The organism is Paraburkholderia fynbosensis (assembly GCF_902859935.1).
GTDB lineage: Bacteria > Pseudomonadota > Gammaproteobacteria > Burkholderiales > Burkholderiaceae > Paraburkholderia > Paraburkholderia fynbosensis.
On record NZ_CADIKI010000014.1, the window covers coordinates 31,460 to 53,118 of the forward strand.

The following is a 21,659-nucleotide window of genomic DNA, read 5'->3' on the forward strand; positions in this document are numbered from 1 at the left end:
GGCCGCCGTCATGATCAAGCGCCTCGTCCTGCAAACGGTGGTCTGGCTGGCGGCGATGGGCGCGCTGCTGTTCGGCGCGGCGGGCAGCTTCGCGTGGCCGGCCGCCTGGTGGTATCTGATCGAACTGGGCGCATTGAGTCTGTGGATCGGCCTGTGGCTCGCGCGCCATGATCCGGGCCTTCTCGCTGAACGTCTCGCACCGTTCGTGCAGGCACAGCAAAGCCGCTGGGACCGTTTCTTTATGATCGGCGTCGCGCTGGTGTGGTGCGCCTGGCTCATCGCGATGGGATTCGACGCGATGCGCTTCCAATGGTCCGCACCGCTGCCTGTCTGGCTGGTTAGTCTCGGTTCGCTCTGCGTGTTCCTTAGCCTCTTCATGTGCCGCTTCGTGTTCGAGGCCAACAGCTATGCCGCGCCGGTCGTCAAGATCCAGGCAAGCCGCGGCCATAAGGTGATCGACACCGGCCCCTACGCGCACATCCGCCATCCGATGTATTGCGCCGCGCTGCTGCTGCTCGTCGGTACACCGTTGCTGCTCGGGTCATGGTGGGGACTCGCGTTCGTGCCCGTGATGGTGTTTGGCATTGGTTGGCGCGCGGTGCGCGAGGAGCGCGTCCTCGCGGAGCAACTCGAGGGTTACAGCGAGTACATGGCGCGCGTGCGTTATCGCTTTGTGCCGTTAATCTGGTAGTGCGAATTCATCTTCGCGCGCGAACCTGTCTAGACAAAGTGATTTGCGCGTCTTGCAAGCGGCAGCTTCATCATGTGACGTCCCGCCACTAACAATTCCCTGTAAAGCCTTATCGCACGGCGTGGAGTAGGGGTTTGCCCGATGATTGCGGCAATTTCCATTTAATCCACTTGCAGGCACTTTTTGACTCGTGCAAGCTTGTCTATACAAATCAACGCAAGTAAAAAGCTAAGACACCCAGCTCGACGGTTTCCTCAATCAAAGGAGTTTCGACGTGAAAGTGAAGCGCAGAACGGCAGCAAACGCATTGATGGGCGCCGTTCTCGGCGCCGTGGCGATTTTCGCGGCCCCGGTGCAGGCCAAAGAGTGGAAGACGGTGACGATCGCGCTGGAAGGCGGCTACGCGCCCTGGAATCTGACCTTGCCGGGCGGCAAGCTGGGCGGCTTCGAACCCGAACTGGTCGCTAATCTGTGCGAGCGCGCCAAGCTGCAATGCAACCTCGTCGCGCAGGACTGGGACGGCATGATTCCCGGTCTGCAAGCCGGAAAGTTCGACGTCCTGATGGATGCGATCTCGATCACGCCGGAGCGTGAAAAAATCATCGCGTTCTCGCGGCCCTACGCCGCGACGCCTGCCACGTTCGCCGTGGCCGACGCGAAGATCTTGCCGAAGGCTGCGCCCGGCGCCGCCATCGTCAAGCTCTCGGGCGACCCGAAGGCCGACCAGCCGGCCATCGACGCGCTGCGCAAGCAGTTGAAGGGCAAGACCATCGGCATCCAGTCCGGCACGGTCTACACCAAATTCATCAACGACGGTTTCAAGGACGTCGCCAGCATTCGCGTCTACAAGACCTCGCCTGAACGCGATCTGGATCTGGCCAACGGCCGCATCGACGCTTCGTTCGACGATGTGACCTACTACGCCGCCAACATCGACAAGAAGGAAACGGCGTCGATCACGATGGCCGGACCGAAGATCGGCGGCCCGATCTGGGGGCCGGGCGAAGGGCTCGCATTCCGCAAGCAGGACGCCGATCTGAGGGCGAAGTTCGACACCGCGATCGGTGCAGCGCTCGCCGACGGTACCGTCAGGAAGCTTTCCGATAAGTGGTTCAAGACCGACGTCACGCCTTGATGCGTTGAGCGCTCGGTAGAAGCGGGGCGCGCAACGAGCGTGTGCACGCCGGCTGGTTCGATCCGCGGTCATGGACGAGGAGTAGGGAATGGCACTGATAGAAATGCTCGGCTTCGGGCCGCAAGGCTGGGGCGGTGTGCTGCTGCTCGCGGCGTTGATGACGGTCGCGCTCACGCTGGCCGCGCTCGCGGTAGGCGCCGTGCTCGGCGCGCTGGTGGCGGCGGCCAAGCTGTCGCGCTTTCGCACGCTGCGCGTGATCGGCGATATCTACACGACGGTGTTTCGCGGCGTGCCCGAACTGCTCGTGATCTATCTGTTCTATTTCGGCGGCTCGACGCTCGTGACCACCGTCGGTCAGTGGTTCGGCGCGGAAGGTTTCGTCGGCGTGCCGCCGTTCGTGGTCGGCGCACTGGCGGTCGGCATGATTTCGGGCGCGTATCAGGCCGAGGTGTATCGCGCGGCGGTGCTGGCCGTGTCGCGCGGCGAACTCGAAGCCGCGCGCTCGATCGGCATGCCGACGCTGACGATGGCGCGCCGCATTCTGATTCCGCAGGTCCTGCGCTTTGCGCTGCCGGGCATCGGCAACGTCTGGCAGCTGAGCCTGAAGGATTCGGCGCTGATCTCTGTGACGGGGCTCGCGGAGCTGCTGCGCACGAGTCAGGTGGCGGCCGGCTCCACGCATCAGTACTTCACGTTCTTCATGGTGGGCGGCGCGCTGTATCTGCTGATGACCAGCATCTCGAACCGGGTCTTCAACCACGCCGAGGCGCGTGTGGGCCGGTCCTTCAAGCGCAACTTCGCGCGCAACTGACGGGAGCGGCCAGCATGCATTTCGATTTCGACTTTCTGCTCGACACGCTCAAGCAACTGATCGCCGCGGTGCCGACCACGCTCGGGCTGTTCTTCTGCTCGCTGATACTCGGCGGCCTGCTGTCGCTCGTGATCGTGACGATGCGCGTCTCGCCGCACTGGTTGCCGAACCGATTCGCACGCGCTTATATCCTCGTGTTTCGCGGCTCGCCGCTATTGATCCAGATGTTCCTCGTCTACTACGGCATGGGCCAGTTCGGCGTGATTCGGGAAAGCTTCCTGTGGCCGGTATTGCGCGAGCCATACCTGTGCGCGGTTTTATCGCTCGCGCTGTGTACGGCGGGATACACCGCCGAGATCATTCGCGGCGGCCTGATGGCCGTTCCGGTCGGGCAGATCGAGGCGGGCCATGCGATCGGCCTGTCGGGCTTCGCGCTGCTGCGCCGTGTGATCGGTCCGATTGCGTTGCGCCAGTGTCTGCCCGCGTATTCGACCGAAGCCGTGCTGCTCGTCAAGTCGACCGCGCTCGCGAGCCTCGTCACAGTGTGGGAGGTGACCGGCGTCGCGCAACAGATCATCCAGCAGAGCTATCGCACGACTGAAGTGTTCATCTGCGCGGCGCTGATCTATCTGTTTCTGAACTTCGTGATCGTGCGTGCGCTCGGGCTGCTCGAAACGCGTCTGTCGCGCCATTTGCGCGCGGCGCCCGCGCAGCGCACACCAAGCCGTCCGGTCTCGGGCACCACTGAGACGCGCCGCGCCACGTCCTGAATGACCGGCCCGTCTGGCTGAATCTGGATTGAACCTGGAGAATTCCATGAACGCTATGGCACCCGTCGCACTGTCGGTCAAGAACATTCATAAATCGTTTGGCGATCATCACGTGCTCAAAGGCATTTCGCTCGATGCGCATCAGGGCGACGTGATCTCGATTCTCGGCGCGAGCGGCTCGGGCAAGAGCACGTTCCTGCGCTGCCTGAACCTGCTCGAAACGCCCGACGACGGTTCGGTCGCGCTCGCCGGCGAAGAACTGAAGATGAAACGCCGCGGCGACGGCAAGCTGCAACCGAGCGACCGCCGCCAGGTGGATCGTGTGCGCTCGCAACTCGGCATGGTGTTCCAGAATTTCAATCTCTGGTCGCACATGACGGTGCTGGAGAATCTGATCGAAGGGCCGATGCGTGTGCAAAAGCGCAGCCGCGCCGAGTCCGTCGAAGAGGCCGAGGCCTTGCTCGCGAAAGTCGGTCTCGCGGAAAAGCGCGGCCACTATCCTGCGCATCTGTCGGGTGGTCAGCAGCAGCGCGTGGCAATTGCACGCGCGCTCGCGATGCATCCGAAGGTGATGTTGTTCGACGAACCCACTTCGGCGCTCGACCCCGAACTGGTGGGCGAAGTGCTGCGCGTGATGCGCTCGCTCGCCGAAGAGGGCCGCACGATGCTGGTCGTTACGCACGAGATGGGTTTCGCGCGTCATGTGTCGAACCGCGTGATGTTCCTGCACCAGGGGCAAGTGGAAGCGGACGGCACGCCGGACGAAGTGTTCGTTGAATGCAAGTCCGAGCGCTTCCGGCAATTCGTGTCGAGTCATCAGGACCGCAGCACCCACTGATCAGTATCACCAGGTAATTGACCGAGCAGAGCACTATCATGGCCGTGATCCGTTCCGAACGTCCTCTCGACTGGTCTCAGGTGGCGGCAGTCGCCGCCGGCGAGCCGCTCGAGCTTTGCGGCGATGCCCGCGCGCGCATGATGGCGGCGCGTGTGCTCGTCGAGCAGATCGTCGCGCGCGGGATTCGCGCGTATGGCGTGAATACCGGCGTGGGCGCGCTGTGCGACGTGATCGTGTCGCCGGCCGAGCAGCGCACGCTCTCGCGCAACATTCTGATGAGCCACGCGGTCGGCGTCGGCGCGCCGCTCGGGTCCGCCGAGACGCGCGCGATCATGGCCGCGGCCGTCAACAACTTCGCGCACGGACATTCGGGGATTCGCCTCGAAGTCGCGGAGCAACTGGTGGCCCTGCTCAACGCCGATTGCTTGCCCGAGGTGCCCGCCTTCGGCTCGGTCGGCTATCTGAGTCACATGGCGCATATCGCACTGGTCTGTATCGGTGAGGGACATGTGCGTTATCGCGGCGAGCGGCTCAAGGGGCGCGACGCTTTGCAAATGCTCGGGCTCGAGCCGCTCGTGCTCGAAGCGAAGGAAGGGCTGAGCCTGATCAACGGCACGCCGTGCGTCACCGGCCTCGCGGCGCTGGCGATGGCGCGCGCCGCACGTCTGCTCGACTGGACCGACATGGTCGCTGCGATGAGCTTCGAGAATCTGCGCGGGCAGCTCGCGGCCTTCGACGAAGATTCGCTCGCGCTGCGCATTTCCGCCGGCCTCAATCTGGTCGGCGAGCGGATGCGCATCACGCTCGCCGACAGCGGCATTCTCGCGACGGTGGCCGGTCAACGTACGCAAGACCCGCTGAGCATGCGGACCATCCCACACGTGCACGGCGCCGCGCGCGACGTGCTGGCCGCAACCGCCGACGTGGTCAATCGCGAACTCGCATCGATCACCGACAACCCGATCGTCGCCGGCACACCGGACGCGCCGCGTGTCTATTCGCAGGCGCATGCGGTGGGCGCGTCGATCGCGCTGGCCATGGACAGCCTCGCCACCGCGATCGCCCAGGTCGCCGCGATGGCCGAGCGGCGCCTCGACCGTCTCGTCAATCCGCTCGTCAGCGGCTTGCCGGCGTTTCTCGCGCAGCCGGGCGGCACCTGTTCGGGCTTCATGATCGCGCAGTACACGGCGGCCTCGCTCGTGGCGCAAAACCGGCGCCTCGCGATGCCCGCGAGCCTCGACGGCGGCATCACGTCCGGGCTGCAGGAGGATCACCTGTGCCACGCCACGCCTGCCGCGCTCAAGGCACTGGAAATCATCGACAACGCCGGGCGCATCGTCGCGATCGAATTGCTGGCGGCGGCGCAAGCCTACGATCTGCAAAGTATCGAGGCGCCGCGCGCGCCGCATACCGAAGCGCTGCGGCAACGCGTGCGGTGCGTCGTGCCGACCTATCGCGACGACCGCCCGCTCGCCGACGACATGAGCGTCGCGTTCCGGATGATCGCCGACGAGGCGCCGCCGCCGTTGCCGAACCCCGGTAGCATTGGACCCCGGCCGGCCATTTCCGTCGACGGTGCGCAGCAGTTCGCGCGCGTGCCGGTGACGAATCTGGCGGCTGCGGGCAAGGTCCGTGCAGCCGCGAGCGCCGCGGTCAATGACGGGCACGCCGCCGCCCACATGGCATGATGGACAACAATGCCGGTGAGCGGGCTGACCCGCCGGCGAACCGGCTTCGGTGCACAACCCTGTACCACCGCGTACTACCCACGAGGTCGGAGTGAACACAACGACAAACGCGCAAACCGCACCGAACGCACCCGCCGCGCCGGGCGCCCAGACGCAGAACCACGGCGAGCGCCACCGCGAGATGCCGGTCAGGGCGATGCCAGCCTATGAGCAGATCAAGCGCTATGTGATCAAACGCATCAGCGAAGGCGACTGGAAGCCAAACGGACTGATCCCATCGGAAATGGAGCTGGTCAAGGAGTTCGGCGTCGCACGCATGACGGTGTCGCGCGCGCTGCGCGAACTGACCGCCGAGCGCGTGCTCACGCGCGTGCAAGGCTCCGGCACGTTCGTCGCGCCGCAGCGTTATGAATCGACGGTGCTGGAAATCCGCAATATCGCCGACGAAATCGCCGCGCGCGGCCATCGTCACGCGGCGCGCGTGCTCACGCTCGAACCAAGCGACGATCCTCAGGCGCTCGAAGCGCTCGGACTCGCGAGCGGCCCGGCGTTTCACTCGTGCATCGTGCACAGCGAGGAAGGCGAGCCGATCCAGTACGAGGACCGCTACGTCAATCCGCAAGTATTCCCCGAGTATTTGCAGCAGGACTTCACGGTCGAAACGCCGAATCATTACATGGTCCGGCTCGCGCCGATCCAGCGCGCGGAGTTTCGCATCTACGCGCAGAAGCCCGACGCCCATGTGCGCCGGCATCTGGCGATGGATATCGGCGAGCCGTGCTTGCAGCTCTGGCGTCGCACGTGGGTCGGCGACGACGTGGCGACGTCGGTGCGCTTATGGCATCCGGCGTCGCGCTTTCATCTGGCGGGCAACGTCTAGCGCGGTTTCATAAAGGCATCGGGGCGACAGCGTGAGGGGCGTCAGCCCTGGCGCTGCGACATGTCCGGCGAAAAGCGGCAACCCAGCCGATAACGCGAGCCCGGATGCACGAAGCGCGCGAACGTCACCGCCACGCCGCTTGTCCACGTGCGGCGCATCAGCGTGAGGCAGGGCTCTTCCACGCGAATTTCCAGCAGATCGGCTTCGGCGCGCGTCGGCAGCGCCGCGTCGACGACATGCTCGACGTCGTGCGCGGGCACGATTTCGAGCAGATACTCCGACGGCCTCAGCGCCGAGAAATCCTGTTGTAAAAAGTCCGGCGCGATTGCCGGATTCACATAGCGGTCTTCCAACTGCACGGGCAGGCCGTTCTCCCGATGCACACAGGTCACGTGAAACACCGAGGCGCCAGGCGCGAGTCCCAATGCGTTCGACACGCTCACCGACGCCGTCTCGCGTTGCGACAGCACCGTATCGCAACGGTATTCGTGTCCACGCGAGCGAATCTCGTCGCCGATATGCGCGATCATCAGCAGCGTGGATTGCGGTTTGCTTTGCGCGACGAAGGTGCCGACGCCCGAGACACGCGTGACGAGCCCCGCGTCGGCCAGTTCGCGCAGCGCGCGATTGACCGTCATACGCGACACGCCGAGCGTCGCGACGAGATCCAGTTCCGATGGCAAACGGTCGCCCGCCTGGCGCGCGCCCGATTCGATGATCTGGCGGATGTGGTGCTTGACCTGTTCGTAGCGCGCGGCTGGTATCTCGTCGGCGGCGCGCGCGGTTTTCAGCGCCGCCGCGGCAAGCGGTTTGTCGTGAGCCTTGCTGCGAACCGTGGAGGTCATCGGCGGCGCTCGCTAGCGGTTGGGTGACGCGGGCGTGGGCACGGGTGGAGGGCGGCGCGGGTTCATAGCGGCGGCGCGTCGTCGGCTTCGCGCGTCCAGAACGCGTTGCGATCGAAGTAGTTTTGCAGGAATTGCCGCAGACGCGGCTGCCCGGCATCGTGGAACACGTCACGCGGTTTGCCTTGCACGGCGATGCGGCCCTGGTCGATGAACATGACCTTGTCCGCGACCTGCGCGGCAAACCCCATTTCGTGCGTGACGACCGCCATCGTCATGCCGTCGCGCGCGAGCTGTTTCATCACTTGCAGCACTTCGCCGACCAGCTCCGGATCGAGCGCCGAGGTCGGCTCGTCGAACAGCATGATGTGCGGCTCCATCGCGAGCGCTCGCGCTATCGCCACCCGTTGCTGCTGGCCGCCCGAGAGCTTCGCCGGATACGCGTCGCCCTTGTGCGCGAGGCCCACCGTGTCGAGCATCGCGTTGGCGCGGCGGCGCGCTTCGTCGCGTGACAGATGACGCACGCGCAGCAGGGCCTCCATCACATTGCCGAGCGCGCTCATGTGCGGCCACAGATTGAACTGCTGAAACACCATGCCGACGTTGCGCCGCACGCGATTGATTTCGCCCTGCGATGCGCGCACCCGCTTGCCGTTGCGCTCGCTATAGCCGAGCAGCTCGCCTTCGATGCGCACGTCGCCATGATCGTAAGTTTCGAGTGCGGCGAGGCAGCGCAACAGCGTGCTCTTGCCGGAGCCCGACGGGCCGATGATGCACACCACTTCGGAGCGCGCGATCTGCAGATCGACGCCGCGCAGCACCTCGACGTCGCCGAAGCGTTTGCGCAGATCGCGCACTTCGATCAGCGGTGCGCCAGGCACCGTGGCAATACCGGCGGCGGACGCGGAGGAGGGCATGTCGGCGATAGCGTTCATAAGGGCTCCGGTTTCATGCGATGAAGCGTGCGATGCGGGTTTCGGCCCACATGCCCGCGCGCGAGGTCAGCTCGACCAGCGCGAGGTAGCACACGCACAGCACCAGCAGCGTTTCGACGAAAGCAAAGGTAGCCGAGCCGATGCCGGTCAGCACGAAGGTCAACTCGGGCACCGTGACGATGGACAGCACCGCGGTCTCCTTGCTCAGCACGATGATCAGATTGGTCAGCGCCGGCACGATCAGCACCAGCATTTGCGGCACCTGGATGCGCAACACGGCTTGCCAGCGCGTGAGGCCGAGACACGACGCCGCTTCGAGATGTCCCGGCGGAACGGACTGGAAGCCGGAGCGGAATGCTTCGGCAAAATACGCGCTGCCGTAGAAGCCGAGGCCCAACACCCCGGCTGTCATCGGTTCGAGCGTGAGGCCGATTGACGGGCCGCCGTAGTACAGCAGAAACAGTTGCACGAGAAACGGCGTGCCGCGAAACAGTTCGATATAGATGCGCAGGGCGCCGCGCACCCAGCGTCCGCAGAACAGTTGCAGCACGGCGATCACAAACCCGATGACGAGGCCGATCGCGACGCCCGCGGCCCAGGTGCCGAGCGTCGTCGCGAGACCCGCCGCGATCGGCTGCAGGTTGTGCGTGATGACGGTGGGGTCGAGCGTTTGCATGGCGTGGGTGGCGTAGGCGCGAAATCAGGCGTGCTGCAAACGATATTCGGCGGTGTGCGCGACGAGCGCGAGCGCACCGCAGATCACAAAGTAGATCAGCCCCGCCGCGAGATACGCTTCCAGTGGCCGGTACGTGCTGGCGGCGATGTTCTGCGCGGTGCGCGTCAACTCGGCCACGCCGACCACCGAGATCAACGACGAGGCCTTGATCAGCAGCACCATTTCATTGACGAGCGACGGAAGGGTGAGACGGAATGCCTGCGGCACGAGGATGCGCCGCAGCATGTCGAACGGCGAGAGCCCGAGCATGCGTGCGGCTTCGAGATGACCGGGTGGAATGCTGAGAAAACCGCCGCGCAATATCTCGGCGATATATGACGCGGAACATAGCGACACCGCGCTGATCGCCGCGACGACCGGCGATACGTTGATGCCCGCGAACGGCAGCAGGTAGTACACGAGCAGCAACTGCACGAGCATCGGCACGCCGCGAAAGAAGAACACGTAAGCGCCGCCGACCATGCGCGCCGCGCGCTTCGGCGAGAGCCGCGCCGCGCACACGCCGATCCCGACGAAGAAGCCGATCACGAGCCCCGTCAGCGAAATGCCGATGGTGGCGAGCGCCGCGTGCAGCAGCAATGGCAAGCCCTGAACGAAGACGGTCGTGCTGAACATAGGCGGAGCACTCGCTGGAACGATGGAGGGCGATGCGACGCGCCGCGGCGCACATCGTGTGCGTCAAACGCCGCGTGAGGCGATCAATAGTTCGGAACGGGCATCGTGGTCGGCGCGTCCATCGCGACGCCGAACCATTTCTTCTGCAAGGCCGCGAGGCGCCCGTCGTTGTGCATCTTCACGAGCGCGGCGTTGAATGCGTCGGCGAGCGGCTTGCTGTCCGCGTCCTTGCGCAGCGCGTAAGCGAAGTACACCTTCGCGCCGAACGGCGGCTGCACGACGGCGAACGTCTCCGGGCGCTGCTTGGCCACGTACGCGATGTTGGTCATCGAGTTCGCGACCGCCGCGATGCGGCCAGCGGCGAGGTCGGCGTAAGCCTGGTTGTTGTCGACGTATTCGCGGATTTCAGGCGGCTTCGGCAAGGTGGCCACGTAGGCCTTCAATTGATCGAGCTGCGCCGAACCCTTGCCCGCGCCGACAGTCTTGCCCGCGATATCCGCCGATTGCTTGAGCGATGAATCGCTCGCGCGTTTGAGCAGCGCGTCGGTGGCGTCCGCGACCGGCAGCGTGTACGTGTAGCGTTCCATGCGCGCCTTCGTGACCGTCAACGGGCCGCCCACCATGTCGAATTTGCCCGCTTCGAGACCCGGCAGCACGCTCGGCCAGGGCAGGTCGATGAAGCGGACCTTCACGCCCATTTCCTTGCCGACCTCGGCGAACAGGTCCTTGTTGAAACCCGCTTGCTGACCGTTTTCGAGGAAGTCGAACGGCGCGAACTGCATCTCGGTGCCGACCACCAGTTCGCCGGCTTTCTTCACTTTGGCGAGCTGGTCTTCCGCGTGGGCGGTGACGCTTGCCGCGCACAACGCGACCATGACAAGACGACACTTCCAGCCTGCAAGGATACTCATGGGATTCTCCGGTTGGCAAAGCGGTGTCGCGCGAAAGTGGTGCGTTCGTCGGGATTCGGCGCGCGTCATGCGAGGCAGTATATACCGCGTTTTTCGCGCAAAATAAATAAACGTTCGGCTAGAGAAAAGCCCTGATATGAAGGGCTGAAATGCAGCTTGCCGGTACGCTTTTGGCGGTATATACAACGGCAATGCAGTGGGCGCGCGAATGCTTTGGCGCGCTTGCGGCGCGGCGCTTCATGCGCGTGTTTCATCAGTCGATTCAACCGGCCTCCAGGGAGCAACGCGATGCCCGTCACCCGCATTCCGATCATCGATTTCGCCGGCGTGCGCGCGGGCGACCCGCAGGCCTTGCAGCGCGTTGCGGCGCAAATCCATGAAGCGTGCACGACGATCGGCTTCTTCTACATCGTCAATCACGGCGTGCCGCAAGCGTCGATCGACGCCGCCGCCGCCGCGGCGCGCCGGTTCTTCGCGTTTTCACCGGAGATCAAGCGGCGCGCGGCCGTCAATCATCGGCATCGCGGCTTCAATGCGCTCGGCGATGCCACCATGTATCAGGCGAAGCGGCCCGACTACAAGGAGTTCTTCAGCATCGGCCTGGAGTTGCCCGAAGACGATCCCGACGTGCTCGCGGGCCAGGCGCTGCGCGGGCCGAACAACTGGCCGGACTTCATGCCGGAGCTACGTCCCGCACTGTATGGCTACTATGAAGCGGTAGCGGCGTGCGGCGCCGATCTGCTGCGCGCGGTGGCGGTGAGCCTCGGCGTCGACGAAAATTTCTTCGCGCCGCGTTATACGAAACGGATGCAGCGCACGCAGATGGTCTACTATCCGCCGCAGCCTCCTCAGTCGGACGAAGATCAGTTCGGGGTCGCGCCGCATACCGACTATGGCTGCATCACGTTGCTATGGCAGGATCAGGTGGGTGGCCTCCAGGTGCGCGAGATCGCCAACGACACATGGGTCGAGGCGCCGCCGGTTGAAGGCAGCTTCGTCGTGAACGTCGGCGATCTGCTTGCGCGCTGGACCAACGACCGCTTTCGCTCCACACTGCATCGCGTGATCAATGCGTCGGGGCGCGAGCGCTATTCGATCGCCACGTTCTATGATCCGACCTACGGCGCGACGGTCGATCCGCGCGAGCTTGGCGCGAGCGACGCCGAACTCAAGTATCAGCCGGTCGCCGCAGGCGACTATATCCTCGGGCGCATCAACGATTCGATGGGCTATCGGAAGAAACACGCTGTTCAAGGAACGCAAGGAACCCCTACATGACAGATCATGGCAGCACGCTTCATGGCAGCACGCTTGGCACAACGCATGAAGACACTCACGGCGCCGCGCCGCTCGCGCAGACTCTCGACGCACTGCGCATAGCATTGGGCGACGACTCGGTGCGCGTCGGCGAACAGATCGGCGAACGCGCGCTGACCGACTGGACGCGTCACGACCCAACGCGTCCCGCTGCGCTGCTATTGCCGCGCACCACCGAAGAGGTCTCGCGCGCGCTCGCCATCTGTCACGCGGCGCATCAGCCAGTGGTACCGCAAGGCGGCATGACCGGCCTCTCGGGCGGCGCGATTGCGCGCGCCACGGATATCGCGCTGTCGCTCGAACGTTTGAGCGGCATTGAAGAGATCGACACCGCATCGGCCACGCTGACCGTGCGCGCCGGCACCACGTTGCAGGCCGCGCAGGAAGCCGCCGCCGCCGCCGGCTTCGAACTCGCACTCGATCTCGGCGCACGCGGCTCATGCCAGATCGGCGGCAATCTCGCGACCAACGCGGGCGGCAATCGCGTGATCCAGTCGGGCACCGCGCGCGATCAGGTGCTCGGACTCGAAGTCGTGCTCGCCAACGGCGACGTGCTGACGTCGCTCGGCAAGATGGTCAAGAACAACACGGGCTATGACCTGAAGCACTGGTTCATCGGCTCGGAAGGCACGCTCGGCGTGATGACGCGCGCGGTGTTGCGGCTGCATCCACAGCGCGCGGCGCGTCATACGGCGCTCGTCGCACTCGACCAGTACGACGCCGCCGTGAATCTGCTGCGCCGTTTGTCGACCCGCTTCGGCAACGACATCGGCGCGTTCGAGATCATGTGGCCGGACTTCTACAACTTCGGCGTGAAGCTGACCGGCGCCCGTTCTCCGTTCGCCGACGCGCATCCGCTCTACGCGCTGATCGAACACGCGAGCTTCGATGCGAGCGACGACGGTGAACGCTTCTCCGCGGCACTGACCGAAGCGCTCGATGCGGGCGCGATTCGCGATGCGGTGATCGCGCAATCGGTGGCCGACGCGCGCGCGCTGTGGGCGATTCGCGAATGCACCGCGGAGTTCCCGGTGCGCCTCGACGCGATCAACTTCGACGTGAGCCTGCCGATCGGCGAGATTGGCGCGTTCGTCGAGCGTTGCCGCGCGGCGCTCGACGAACGCTGGCCGGGCAACGCGTCGTATTTCTTCGGGCATATCGGCGATTCGAACCTGCATGTGACCGTGGACGGCCATTCGATCGCTGGTGTCGATCATCATGCGGTTTACGCGTTCGTCTATGAGATGCTCGGGCCGTTGCATGGCTCGGTGTCGGCGGAACACGGCATCGGTTTGCTCAAGCGCGAATTTCTGCCGATCTCGCGGTCGCCGGCGGAGTTGGCGGCGATGGCCGCGATCAGGCAGGCGCTGGACCCGCATGGCATTCTCAATCCGGGGAAGCTGTTCTGAGCGCGGGGGCGTTGTTGACGAGAGATACAGGAGAGCGCACGGCGCGTTCCGGGCACGCACGAGGCTGCCCGACGCGCGCCGGGTGAATCGTCAATGCGTGTCGATGCGTGCTAATGCGTGTTAATGCGTGTTAATGCGTGGTGACGGAGTCGAGTCCGGTCGAACGGACGGTGGCCTGCGCAGTCTGCGGCGGCGGGTGCCGCGCAGGATCAACCATACCTGAATGGAAGCAATAGGAGAACCCGTGCACGGCGATCAGGCAGCGTGCATGAACCGGAACAGGCTGGGTTGATGCCGCGAACGGCGCTTCGCCCGAACGCCGTCAATGCGCGTCAAGATAGCGCGCAATCACCGGATAAACATCCACCGACGCGTTCTTGCCGAAGATACAGTCGATGTGCCCATAACCCGGAATCAGGTGGCGCTCGTAGGGTTGCTCGGGGAAGTGCTTCACGAGCATGTCGAAAGTCAGTTCAGTGCTTTGCGGCAGATAGGTTTCGTTCCTGTCGCCGTGGATGAAGCCGATCGGCAGGCGCATGCCCGCGAGCCCCTTCATGCCGGCGGTTCCCGTAAGGTAGACATCGTTGCCGTCGACATCGACGACTTTGCCCGCGCGCACCATCGTCGCCAGATGTTTGAAGACCTCGACGTCATGCACGCCGAGCAATTCCTGCAGATTCGCATGCAGTGTCTCGTTGAGTTTTTCATGCTCGTAGAGCAGGCCGTACAGGAAGGTCGCGCGATGGCAGATCGGGTTGCCGCAGCCCTCGTCGTGATCGATCGGGTAAAGCCGTAGCGCTTCGTCGAGCAGGTTCCCGGGCCACGTGTCGTCCTGCGTGTACGCGGTGAGATCGCGCACCTTCAGATGCTGCATGATGGCGGGGATATGCAGGCCTGCCTTGATCTTCTGCAACGTGCCCGGCACCGGATGCGTCGACACCTGCGAGATAACCGCCGAGCGCACCCCTTCGAGTCCGGACAGCAACGACATGCTCAACGCGAGGCCGCCGAGGCAGTGGCCGACCGCCTGTATCTGCTGCGCGCCGGTCAGTTCGCGGATCTTCGCGACCGCGGCGGGGATATCCTCGCGAGCCACCTTGTCGACGTTGGTCGGCGCGAGCACGCTCGGCATCTCGATGCTGACGCGCAGATCGACGAGCCACACGTCGTAGCCGGCCGCGCAAAGGTACTCGACCATGTTGGTCGCAATCAGATCGGTCGAATAGATGCGGCTCGACACGCCCGAGCCGTGAATCAGCAGCACCGGTCGCGCTGTTTTACGCGCAGGGTCGACGTAGCGAGTGAGCCGCAGCGTCGTGCCGTCGGGTGTATCGAAGAAGAAGATTTGCGGCGCCGGCGCGCGCAGCGCCCGCTTCAGACGCGGCGTCGTCTTCGCGTCGAAGTATTGCAACGGTGCGGCCACTCCGCCGTATTCGGTGAACAGCACGCCCGCGAAGAACTTGCCGAACTTCAGCGTCCACTCGAGACGGGTCTCCAGATCGGGCGTATGGGTCACTTCGAGCGTGCGTTGCTGCTTGAGGAAGTTCTCGGGCGTGATGATCAGCGTGGCTTTGCCGATCACTGGCGCGTCGGCTTGCGGCGCGTCGCGAAGCTCCGCATAGAGGGTGTTGGTCTGCTCCCACAGATTGACGGGCGACGTGCGCGTGATGATCTTCTGGCCGGTGAGGTAGTACGTTTTTCCGTCGACGGCATTGAGCGTCATGCGGTAGTTCATGTCGCGCTCGTCCACGTCCGAACTGTCGACGACGAACAGGTTGAACGTGCCGTTCGTGATCGTCATCGGTCGTGCTGAGAGCGCGGCGCAGGTCAGCGTGCCGGCGGTGCGGGCGAGATGCTGCGGATTGCAAAGCATATCGGCGAGGTCGTCCGATTCGACCGTCAGCGTGAACTCGATCGGACTCGTGGCGGCGCCGCCTGTGAGGCCGGGGTCGACCGGCGTGTACGTGCCGACCATCGTTTCCGTGAAGCGCAGGCCGATTTTTTCGGCGGGCGGTGTCGCGGCGCTGCCCTTGGACTGATAGTCGATCGACCAGCCGTGCGCGGCCGCGAGCAGCGCGCAATTGCGTTCGGCTAGCGCGGAAATGGTCAGCAGCGGGTTGACGCCGAGCGACATCGGCATCACTGCGCCGTCCATCACGTACAGGCCATCATGCACCGCGTCGCCCGCCGCGCCGCTGAACACGCGGCCCATGTGATCGACCACCCCGCGTTCGGCATCCTCGCCCATGCCGCAGCCGCCGAGCGGATGTACGGTAACGGTCCGCTTGCCGACGATCTCGGTGGAGATCGGATTGCGCAGGTACTTGCCGCCGAGCGGCAGGGTCGCCTGTTTCAGCGCGTTTTCGATCGTTTGAAAGATCGGCTGGCGGCCCGCGTTCTCCCACGCGATGCGCGCGCGGCCTCTGTCGTCGATGCCGATCTGGCCGCTTTCGTCGTCGTGCGCCATCACCAGATAGCTTTGCGTGTGGTGGAGCGCGCCGTGATACGGGCCGCGCAGCAGGCTCTCGATCACGCGCGCGTCGTAGGCAAGCCGCTCATGCAGCGAGCGCGGTCCGCCCACGTCCACGCCTTCGAGCGGCGCAGCCGCGCCGAGCATGCCGACGAGCGCCGCGCCGACCGGCCCGGCGAGCGAGCCTTCCTCGATCACGTAGCCGTCTTTCACGTTTGCGGTGTTGCGATTGTCGATCAGGCCTGTGATGGTCGGCCCCACCGGCGCAATCTCGCCTTCTTCGTGCGAGTCCCAGCCGACGCCATTGATCGGATCGTCGGTGTTGTAGGCGAAGGCGAGCACGTCACCGTTGCCGGTGAAGTGCCGGCCGAGCATGTCCGAGCCGCTCAAACCTTCCTTGCGCGAGCGCAGCAGCAGCGCCGTCGAACCGATCGTGCCGGCTGCCACGATGACGATGTCGGCGCTCACGAACAGATCGGGCGCGTCGTAGCTTTCGCGTCCGAGCGCCACGAGCTGGAAGCCGACCTTCCATCGCTGCGAGCCGGCCGCGCGCGTCACCGCATGCACCGCGGCACCCGTGAAGATCTGCGCGCCGTGCGCGGCCGCATCGGGCAGATAGTTCATGTGCGTCGAGTTCTTCGCTTCGTAGTTGCAACCCGAATTGCAATCGCCGCAGCCCACGCAAGCTTTCTGATCGACGCCTGCGGCGTTCGCCCCTGTTGTGAAGGTGACGGTGATCGGCGGGCGGCTGAAGCGGTCAGCCATGCCGAGTGCCTGCGCCGATTTCTCGAGCGCCTGCAATTTCGGCAGCGCGGGAAATGTGGCGGGCACCGCCGACGGTTGCAGCATTGCGCGGGCCAATGCATAGCCGTGATCGCGGCCCGTCATGTCGGCGCGCAGCGCGGCAGGCCAGCGCGGATCGTCCCACAGGCGCGGGTCGGCTTCGAGCGCGACGTTCGCGTTGATCAGCGAGGTGCCGCCCAGACCGCAGCCCACCACTGCGTTCACGTCTTCGTTGACGTGCACTTCGAGCAGCGCGAGCGGCGAGCCGATTTGCGCGGCGGCGGTGTTGTACTGGATCTGCGCGGCGCCCTGAAACGGCGTGCGCGGAAATTCACCGGCCATGAATTCGCGCCCGCGTTCGAGCACGCACACGCTGCGGCCGGCGCGCGCCATGCGGCTCGCGGCAATCGCGCCGCCGTAGCCGGAGCCCACCACGACCACGTCGTAATGGTCTTGCAGCGCCGTCGGCGCGCTCGATAAGCGGTTCATCAGGACCACCTCGTCTGGGAATCGAATGCGGGGAAGGGGACGCGGACTCCGGAAGGAAGACGGTGCGCGGCTGCGGCTTTTTTATCGTAGATGGTGCGGGGTGACAAAAAAAGCGTGGCGTGCGCAACGCGCGATGTTAAAGGCGCGTCGCGTGCGGCCAACGCCGCCCATTTCGTCTCTTTTAGGCGGCCACTTTATTCATTTCGCTGTCGCTCGATTCGGCGGCGAGCAGATTCAGTGCGAGCAGAATGACCGCGCGATTGTCGATGTCGATGGCGATTCCCAGCACGTCGGTGAGCCAGCGGCCGATCTTGGTGTTGGAAAAATCCTCCGCGCCAGCCGTCTTTTTCATCGTCACGCCGAGTTTGACGGCGCGATAGTGATAGGAGGGCACCCGATGCTGAGCCGCGACCGCCGACAGGCCGCCTTTGCCTTCCGAGCACCAGCCGAGGCTGCCAGCCAGCACGATGCGCTCGGGTTCGTCGAGACCATCGATGAACTCGCGCGCGGCGAGCCGCACGCGCTGTTCGTCGAGGCCGTATTGCAGCAGCACGCTTTCCACCGGGTCTTCGAGCGCATGAGCGCGCAGATCGATTTCCTGCGCCATGCCATCGCTTTCCATCGACACGTTGCGTTGATGGCCCGCGCTGCGCAGACAGTCGATCAGATAGCGGCGGAAATACGCGCACACGGCGTAGCCGTTCGACGGCGCGCTGTCGGCGCAGGCATGGGTCTCGGTGTGGCCCGGCGCGAGCCGCAGTACTTTCGCGTAGATGAACTGCGCGACCAGTTCTTCCTTGTCCTCGCCGAGTGCCTGCAATTCCAGCGGGTGATAGGTGCGCAGCGCCCGCTTGACCAGCTCGACCATCGACACCATTTCGTCCGCGGACAGGCGGGTGCGCCGGCGCCATAGATCCGGCAGGATCGCATCGTCGAGATGGCGGACGAACTCGTAGCTCGGAACTGCGCCCATGAAAACCTCCGTCAGGGGTAAGGCGAGGAGCGCGGTGAGCCTTGGCTGCGGGCCGGCGGGTGAAGAGTGGAGCATAGAAGCCGCGCTGGAACGTAAGTCCAGTATGGTTCGCGGCAACCGCTTCGCCTATATGGATTAAGTGGTAGCCGGTGGGTAAACTGCCGGGTAAACCTTCTTACGAGAAACCCGCCATTCGTCTGACGAGAGGGCGCTCCGCGGCAGCGGAAAATCGCCCCGCGCAACCGCAATACGGCGTTGCATGACTCTGCCGCCCCCGCAGCGCGCCTGCGGCTCGCCACGCCCGGCCTGTACTGCTGTTGCGGCCCGTGGCGCAGGGCTTGCGCGCCCCTTCATCGAAGTTGCCGTGCCCGACAAGGAGACCGCGCAATGCGGGCCGACCCGATCCAGCGTGCCATCGACGAAGACCTGGTGCGCGTGCTGTATGCGCAAGACCCGATCGCCTTCTTTTCGCATTGGTTTTCGATCGCGGTGCTGGTGGCGATCTATTGGCCGAGAATTCCGTCGCCGCCGCTGTTCGTCGCGTGTTTCGGTTTTTATGCGGCGGCCAATTGCGGCGGCCTCGCGCTGTGGATTCTCAATCAACGTTATCCGCAGTTTTTCTCGCCGCGCGACTGGATCTATCTGCACGCATTGCGCGGCGTGTTGCTGTACAGCGCGCCCGGCCTCGCGGTGTGGTTCGCGTTCCAGGTCCCGCAGAGCGATTTGCCGCTGCTGCACACCGTCCTGCTCGTGACGCTGGCGGCCGGCGTGTTCATGTCGAACGGATTCGACCTGCTGAACTTCTCGACCGCGATTCCGTTCCTGCTGTTTCCGTCGATCGTGCTGCACTTCGGCTCGCATACGTTCGACCGCACGATACTCGCGATCGTCCTCGCGTTTTTTTTCTGCGCGATCAACGTCTACGCGATGAGCTATCGCAAGCTGTTTCGCCAGGTCGTGCAAGCGCGCGTCGATCAGCAGTATCTGGCGGAATCGCTGGCGGCGCAGAAACACGTCGCCGAAGAAGCCAGCATGGCGAAGACGCGCTTTTTCGCGGCCGCGAGCCACGATCTGCGCCAGCCGCTGCACGCGATCGGCCTGCTGGCGGCGTCGCTCGATGACAGCACCGCCACGCCCGCGCAGCACGCGAAGACTGCTGAGCACATCGTCTACAACGTCGAGGCCTTGAATCAGCTCTTCAATCAGGTGCTCGATCTCGCGCGGCTCGAAAGCGGCGTGACCCAGGTGATCCGCCTGCACTTCCGGCTCTCCGAACTGTTCGAGCGGGTGGGTAGCCAGTACCGCCCGCAGGCTGCGGCGAAAGGGCTCGCGCTGCGCATCGCGCCGACCACGATGGTCGTCCACGACGACCCGGTGCTGCTCGAGCGCGTGCTGAGCAATCTGCTGTCGAACGCGGTGCGTTATACCGAGGAAGGCGCGATCTGGCTCGGCTTTCGCCGCGCAGGGCGGCACACGGGCGGCTTTATCGAAGTGCGCGATTCGGGTATCGGCATTCCGGCCGACGAGCACGAGCGCATATTCGAAGAGTTCTATCAGGTCGCCAATCCACAGCGCGACGCGCGCCAGGGCCACGGTCTCGGCTTACCGACGGTGAAGCGGCTGGTCGGCATGCTCGGCGGCGAGTTGCAACTGCGTTCGGCGCCCGGACGCGGGTCCGTGTTCCGCTTTCCGGTGCAGGCGGGCGACGCCGGCGGCATCGTCGCGAGCCTGAACCAGGCGGTGGCGGGCGGTCCGTCGGCGCAAGGGCGGCGCGTGCTGTGCATCGACGATGAACCGTCGATCCTCGAAGGCCTCGCGAGTCTGCTCGGGCGCTGGGGTTGCGACGTGCTCGGCGCGCGCGACGAGGCCGAGGCGCTCGCGGCGCTCACCAGCGGCTTCGTGCCGGACGCGGTGCTGTGCGATTACCAGCTCGCGCATCACCGCACCGGCGCGCAGGCGCTGACGGCGGTGCGCGGTGTGCTCGCGCGCGCGGGGCACGAGAACGTGGTGACCCTGCTGATTACCGGCGACATGGCCTCGGCGGAATTGGCGGCGCTCGCGTTGCAGGGCATTCCGGTGCTGCATAAACCGGTGACGCCCGCGCGTTTGCGGCGCACGCTGGAAATGCTGTGGCAGCAGGCGGAGCTGGATCGCGGACGGGCGCTGGCGACGACTGCGTTGCGCGAGGGCGAGGCGGGTGGCGAGGCGGACGTGGCGCGTGACGCGGCAGGGGATGCGGCGGGTTCATCGCGCAGCGCGCCCGGCGGCTCGCAGACGCGCTCCGGGAGCGAACCGCAAAAGTAGGGGCGCCAAGGTGGGCGTGCCCGGGCCTACAGAGTCTTCCCCGCCTCCAGCCAGCCGTTGATCACCGCAATCGCGGTCGACCGGTTGTGCACGCCGAGCGCCCGGAAAATCACCGACAGATGCACCTTGACCGTTCCCTCGGCGACTCCCAGGTCGCGAGCGATCATCTTGTTGGTCCAGCCGCGATGCACGAGCCGCATGATGTCCTGCTGACGTGGCGACAGGTTTTCCAGCAGATGCTGCTGATGCGGCTGCAAGGCCGGCACTTGGGTGATCGGCTCGGTCAGCGCGGCGCCCCCTTGGCCGGACGCCGCTTGTGCAGCGGATTGCGCAGCCGAACCGGCGCCTGCCACCGCCCCCTGCGCATCACGTGAGCCGAGCAGACTGAGCGCTTCCATCGGCACATAAGCGCCACCCGACAACACGAGTTCGATCGCCTTGAGCATCACGCTCGCGGGCTGCCGCTTCGGCACGAAGCCGAGCGCGCCCGCGGCCAGCACCGCGCGCATTTCGTCCGGCGATTCCTCGGCGGACAGCACGACCACCGGTAGCGCCGGGTTTGCCTTCAACAGCACTTCAAGCGACGACGCGCCGGTCATGCCCGGCATGTGCAGATCGACGATCGCCAGATCGTGATCGGCGTCGGGCCGCGCGGCGGTGGCGAGGGTTTCCCAGCTATCGGCTTCATCGAACTGGGCGTCGGGATCGAAACCGCGCAGCATGCCCTTGACGCCTTGCCGGATCAGTTCATGGTCGTCGGCCACAAGAAACTTCATGATGTCTCCGCGAGTCGGGCCTGCCCGTTGTGGACCACCGCCGTGGTGGGGTGTCGTTTTACTTCTGTCCTCGTGAACCGCATCATGGCCGGCTCCCCCGCGTTTCCTGCGCCGATCGGTGGCGCGCCTTCCGGCTGGCCGCGCTGGAGGCGCGCTATGAGTACTCGCCGGCTGGTTCGATGCGCCACGTGATGTGTAAGGCAGGTCTCCCGCGCATAGGTTCCGGCTTGCTACGTAGACGAGCCGCGCGAGCCTTTTTTTGAATCCCTCCGCGCAAGATCGAACA

Annotated in this window: 20 protein-coding genes; 11 read left to right on the plus strand and 9 right to left on the minus strand. The window is 65.0% G+C overall.

Annotated elements, in window-relative coordinates; genetic code table 11:
- Positions 1-10 precede the first annotated feature (10 nt).
- The 7 genes from HV770_RS22530 (at position 11) to hutC (HV770_RS22560) (ending at position 6,813) form a co-directional block, all read left to right on the plus strand.
- Positions 11-691: a methyltransferase family protein gene (locus HV770_RS22530; RefSeq protein WP_175163115.1), complete on the plus strand. Its 681-nt coding sequence runs from the start codon at positions 11-13 to the stop codon at positions 689-691.
- Positions 692-1,001: 310 nt separating this feature from the next.
- Positions 1,002-1,826: a transporter substrate-binding domain-containing protein gene (locus tag HV770_RS22535; RefSeq protein ID WP_246291108.1), complete on the plus strand. Its 825-nt coding sequence runs from the start codon at positions 1,002-1,004 to the stop codon at positions 1,824-1,826.
- Between the two features lie 88 nt (positions 1,827-1,914).
- Positions 1,915-2,637 (plus strand): ABC transporter permease, encoded by a 723-nt coding sequence (locus HV770_RS22540; RefSeq protein ID WP_175163119.1) that lies wholly within the window; start codon positions 1,915-1,917, stop codon positions 2,635-2,637.
- Positions 2,638-2,651: 14 nt separating this feature from the next.
- Positions 2,652-3,407, plus strand: coding sequence for an ABC transporter permease (locus HV770_RS22545; RefSeq protein WP_175163121.1), 756 nt, complete (start codon positions 2,652-2,654; stop codon positions 3,405-3,407).
- Positions 3,408-3,453: 46 nt separating this feature from the next.
- Positions 3,454-4,245: an ABC transporter ATP-binding protein gene (locus tag HV770_RS22550; RefSeq protein WP_175163123.1), complete on the plus strand. Its 792-nt coding sequence runs from the start codon at positions 3,454-3,456 to the stop codon at positions 4,243-4,245.
- Between the two features lie 38 nt (positions 4,246-4,283).
- Positions 4,284-5,933: an HAL/PAL/TAL family ammonia-lyase gene (locus HV770_RS22555; protein ID WP_175163125.1), complete on the plus strand. Its 1,650-nt coding sequence runs from the start codon at positions 4,284-4,286 to the stop codon at positions 5,931-5,933.
- 91 nt (positions 5,934-6,024) lie between these two features.
- Positions 6,025-6,813 (plus strand): histidine utilization transcriptional repressor HutC, encoded by a 789-nt coding sequence (gene hutC / locus HV770_RS22560; protein WP_121321568.1) that lies wholly within the window; start codon positions 6,025-6,027, stop codon positions 6,811-6,813.
- Positions 6,814-6,854: 41 nt separating this feature from the next.
- Here the strand turns inward: hutC (HV770_RS22560) and hutC (HV770_RS22565) are convergent, their stop codons facing one another.
- The 6 genes from hutC (HV770_RS22565) to HV770_RS22590 form a co-directional block, all read right to left on the minus strand.
- A complete protein-coding gene (gene hutC / locus HV770_RS22565) occupies positions 6,855-7,658 on the minus strand; it encodes a histidine utilization transcriptional repressor HutC (RefSeq protein ID WP_175163127.1) in 804 nt (267 codons plus the stop codon).
- A gap of 62 nt (positions 7,659-7,720) precedes the next feature.
- Complete coding sequence (locus HV770_RS22570; RefSeq protein WP_281366226.1) at positions 7,721-8,590, minus strand: amino acid ABC transporter ATP-binding protein; 870 nt, start codon at positions 8,588-8,590, stop codon at positions 7,721-7,723.
- A gap of 13 nt (positions 8,591-8,603) precedes the next feature.
- Positions 8,604-9,266: an amino acid ABC transporter permease gene (locus tag HV770_RS22575; protein ID WP_175163129.1), complete on the minus strand. Its 663-nt coding sequence runs from the start codon at positions 9,264-9,266 to the stop codon at positions 8,604-8,606.
- A gap of 24 nt (positions 9,267-9,290) precedes the next feature.
- Positions 9,291-9,941 (minus strand): amino acid ABC transporter permease, encoded by a 651-nt coding sequence (locus tag HV770_RS22580; protein WP_175163131.1) that lies wholly within the window; start codon positions 9,939-9,941, stop codon positions 9,291-9,293.
- Positions 9,942-10,024: 83 nt separating this feature from the next.
- Complete coding sequence (locus HV770_RS22585) at positions 10,025-10,852, minus strand: transporter substrate-binding domain-containing protein (protein WP_175163133.1); 828 nt, start codon at positions 10,850-10,852, stop codon at positions 10,025-10,027.
- 65 nt (positions 10,853-10,917) lie between these two features.
- Complete coding sequence (locus tag HV770_RS22590) at positions 10,918-11,118, minus strand: hypothetical protein (protein WP_175163135.1); 201 nt, start codon at positions 11,116-11,118, stop codon at positions 10,918-10,920.
- A 22-nt stretch (positions 11,119-11,140) separates the two neighbouring features.
- On the opposite strand from HV770_RS22590, the gene HV770_RS22595 reads away from it, so the two are divergent.
- Together HV770_RS22595 and HV770_RS22600 are read left to right on the plus strand one after the other, a co-directional pair.
- Positions 11,141-12,130, plus strand: a complete 990-nt coding sequence (locus tag HV770_RS22595) for an isopenicillin N synthase family dioxygenase (RefSeq protein ID WP_175163137.1) — start codon at positions 11,141-11,143, stop codon at positions 12,128-12,130.
- Positions 12,127-13,578 (plus strand): FAD-binding oxidoreductase, encoded by a 1,452-nt coding sequence (locus HV770_RS22600; protein ID WP_246291097.1) that lies wholly within the window; start codon positions 12,127-12,129, stop codon positions 13,576-13,578. The genes HV770_RS22595 and HV770_RS22600 overlap by 4 nt, the downstream gene beginning before the upstream one ends.
- A 322-nt stretch (positions 13,579-13,900) precedes the next feature.
- On the opposite strand, the gene HV770_RS22605 is transcribed toward HV770_RS22600, so the two are convergent.
- Together HV770_RS22605 and HV770_RS22610 are read right to left on the minus strand one after the other, a co-directional pair.
- Positions 13,901-17,320: an alpha/beta fold hydrolase gene (locus HV770_RS22605; RefSeq protein WP_175163139.1), complete on the minus strand. Its 3,420-nt coding sequence runs from the start codon at positions 17,318-17,320 to the stop codon at positions 13,901-13,903.
- Between the two features lie 181 nt (positions 17,321-17,501).
- Positions 17,502-18,293 (minus strand): hypothetical protein, encoded by a 792-nt coding sequence (locus HV770_RS22610; protein ID WP_175163142.1) that lies wholly within the window; start codon positions 18,291-18,293, stop codon positions 17,502-17,504.
- Between HV770_RS22610 and HV770_RS22615 the strand changes: the two genes are divergently transcribed.
- Positions 18,292-18,432: a hypothetical protein gene (locus HV770_RS22615; RefSeq protein ID WP_175163144.1), complete on the plus strand. Its 141-nt coding sequence runs from the start codon at positions 18,292-18,294 to the stop codon at positions 18,430-18,432. The two genes, HV770_RS22610 and HV770_RS22615, sit on opposite strands and share 2 nt — an antisense overlap.
- A 248-nt stretch (positions 18,433-18,680) precedes the next feature.
- Complete coding sequence (locus tag HV770_RS22620) at positions 18,681-20,597, plus strand: ATP-binding response regulator (protein WP_175163146.1); 1,917 nt, start codon at positions 18,681-18,683, stop codon at positions 20,595-20,597.
- Between the two features lie 26 nt (positions 20,598-20,623).
- Here HV770_RS22620 and HV770_RS22625 read toward each other — a convergent pair whose 3' ends face one another.
- Positions 20,624-21,373, minus strand: coding sequence for a response regulator transcription factor (locus HV770_RS22625; RefSeq protein WP_175163148.1), 750 nt, complete (start codon positions 21,371-21,373; stop codon positions 20,624-20,626).
- Positions 21,374-21,659: the final 286 nt, after the last annotated feature.

Coding starts and splice junctions, on each gene's coding strand:
- HV770_RS22570 (WP_281366226.1), bottom strand. CDS start 8,590: ATGAACGCTATCGCCGACATGCCCTCCTCCGCGTCCGCCGCCGGTATT.
- hutC (WP_175163127.1), bottom strand. CDS start 7,658: ATGACCTCCACGGTTCGCAGCAAGGCTCACGACAAACCGCTTGCCGCG.
- HV770_RS22555 (WP_175163125.1), top strand. CDS start 4,284: ATGGCCGTGATCCGTTCCGAACGTCCTCTCGACTGGTCTCAGGTGGCG.
- HV770_RS22585 (WP_175163133.1), bottom strand. CDS start 10,852: ATGAGTATCCTTGCAGGCTGGAAGTGTCGTCTTGTCATGGTCGCGTTG.
- HV770_RS22615 (WP_175163144.1), top strand. CDS start 18,292: ATGAAAACCTCCGTCAGGGGTAAGGCGAGGAGCGCGGTGAGCCTTGGC.
- HV770_RS22580 (WP_175163131.1), bottom strand. CDS start 9,941: ATGTTCAGCACGACCGTCTTCGTTCAGGGCTTGCCATTGCTGCTGCAC.
- HV770_RS22610 (WP_175163142.1), bottom strand. CDS start 18,293: ATGGGCGCAGTTCCGAGCTACGAGTTCGTCCGCCATCTCGACGATGCG.
- HV770_RS22530 (WP_175163115.1), top strand. CDS start 11: ATGATCAAGCGCCTCGTCCTGCAAACGGTGGTCTGGCTGGCGGCGATG.
- HV770_RS22550 (WP_175163123.1), top strand. CDS start 3,454: ATGAACGCTATGGCACCCGTCGCACTGTCGGTCAAGAACATTCATAAA.
- HV770_RS22545 (WP_175163121.1), top strand. CDS start 2,652: ATGCATTTCGATTTCGACTTTCTGCTCGACACGCTCAAGCAACTGATC.
- HV770_RS22540 (WP_175163119.1), top strand. CDS start 1,915: ATGGCACTGATAGAAATGCTCGGCTTCGGGCCGCAAGGCTGGGGCGGT.
- HV770_RS22605 (WP_175163139.1), bottom strand. CDS start 17,320: ATGAACCGCTTATCGAGCGCGCCGACGGCGCTGCAAGACCATTACGAC.
- HV770_RS22575 (WP_175163129.1), bottom strand. CDS start 9,266: ATGCAAACGCTCGACCCCACCGTCATCACGCACAACCTGCAGCCGATC.
- HV770_RS22535 (WP_246291108.1), top strand. CDS start 1,002: ATGGGCGCCGTTCTCGGCGCCGTGGCGATTTTCGCGGCCCCGGTGCAG.
- HV770_RS22625 (WP_175163148.1), bottom strand. CDS start 21,373: ATGAAGTTTCTTGTGGCCGACGACCATGAACTGATCCGGCAAGGCGTC.
- HV770_RS22620 (WP_175163146.1), top strand. CDS start 18,681: ATGCGGGCCGACCCGATCCAGCGTGCCATCGACGAAGACCTGGTGCGC.
- HV770_RS22595 (WP_175163137.1), top strand. CDS start 11,141: ATGCCCGTCACCCGCATTCCGATCATCGATTTCGCCGGCGTGCGCGCG.
- HV770_RS22600 (WP_246291097.1), top strand. CDS start 12,127: ATGACAGATCATGGCAGCACGCTTCATGGCAGCACGCTTGGCACAACG.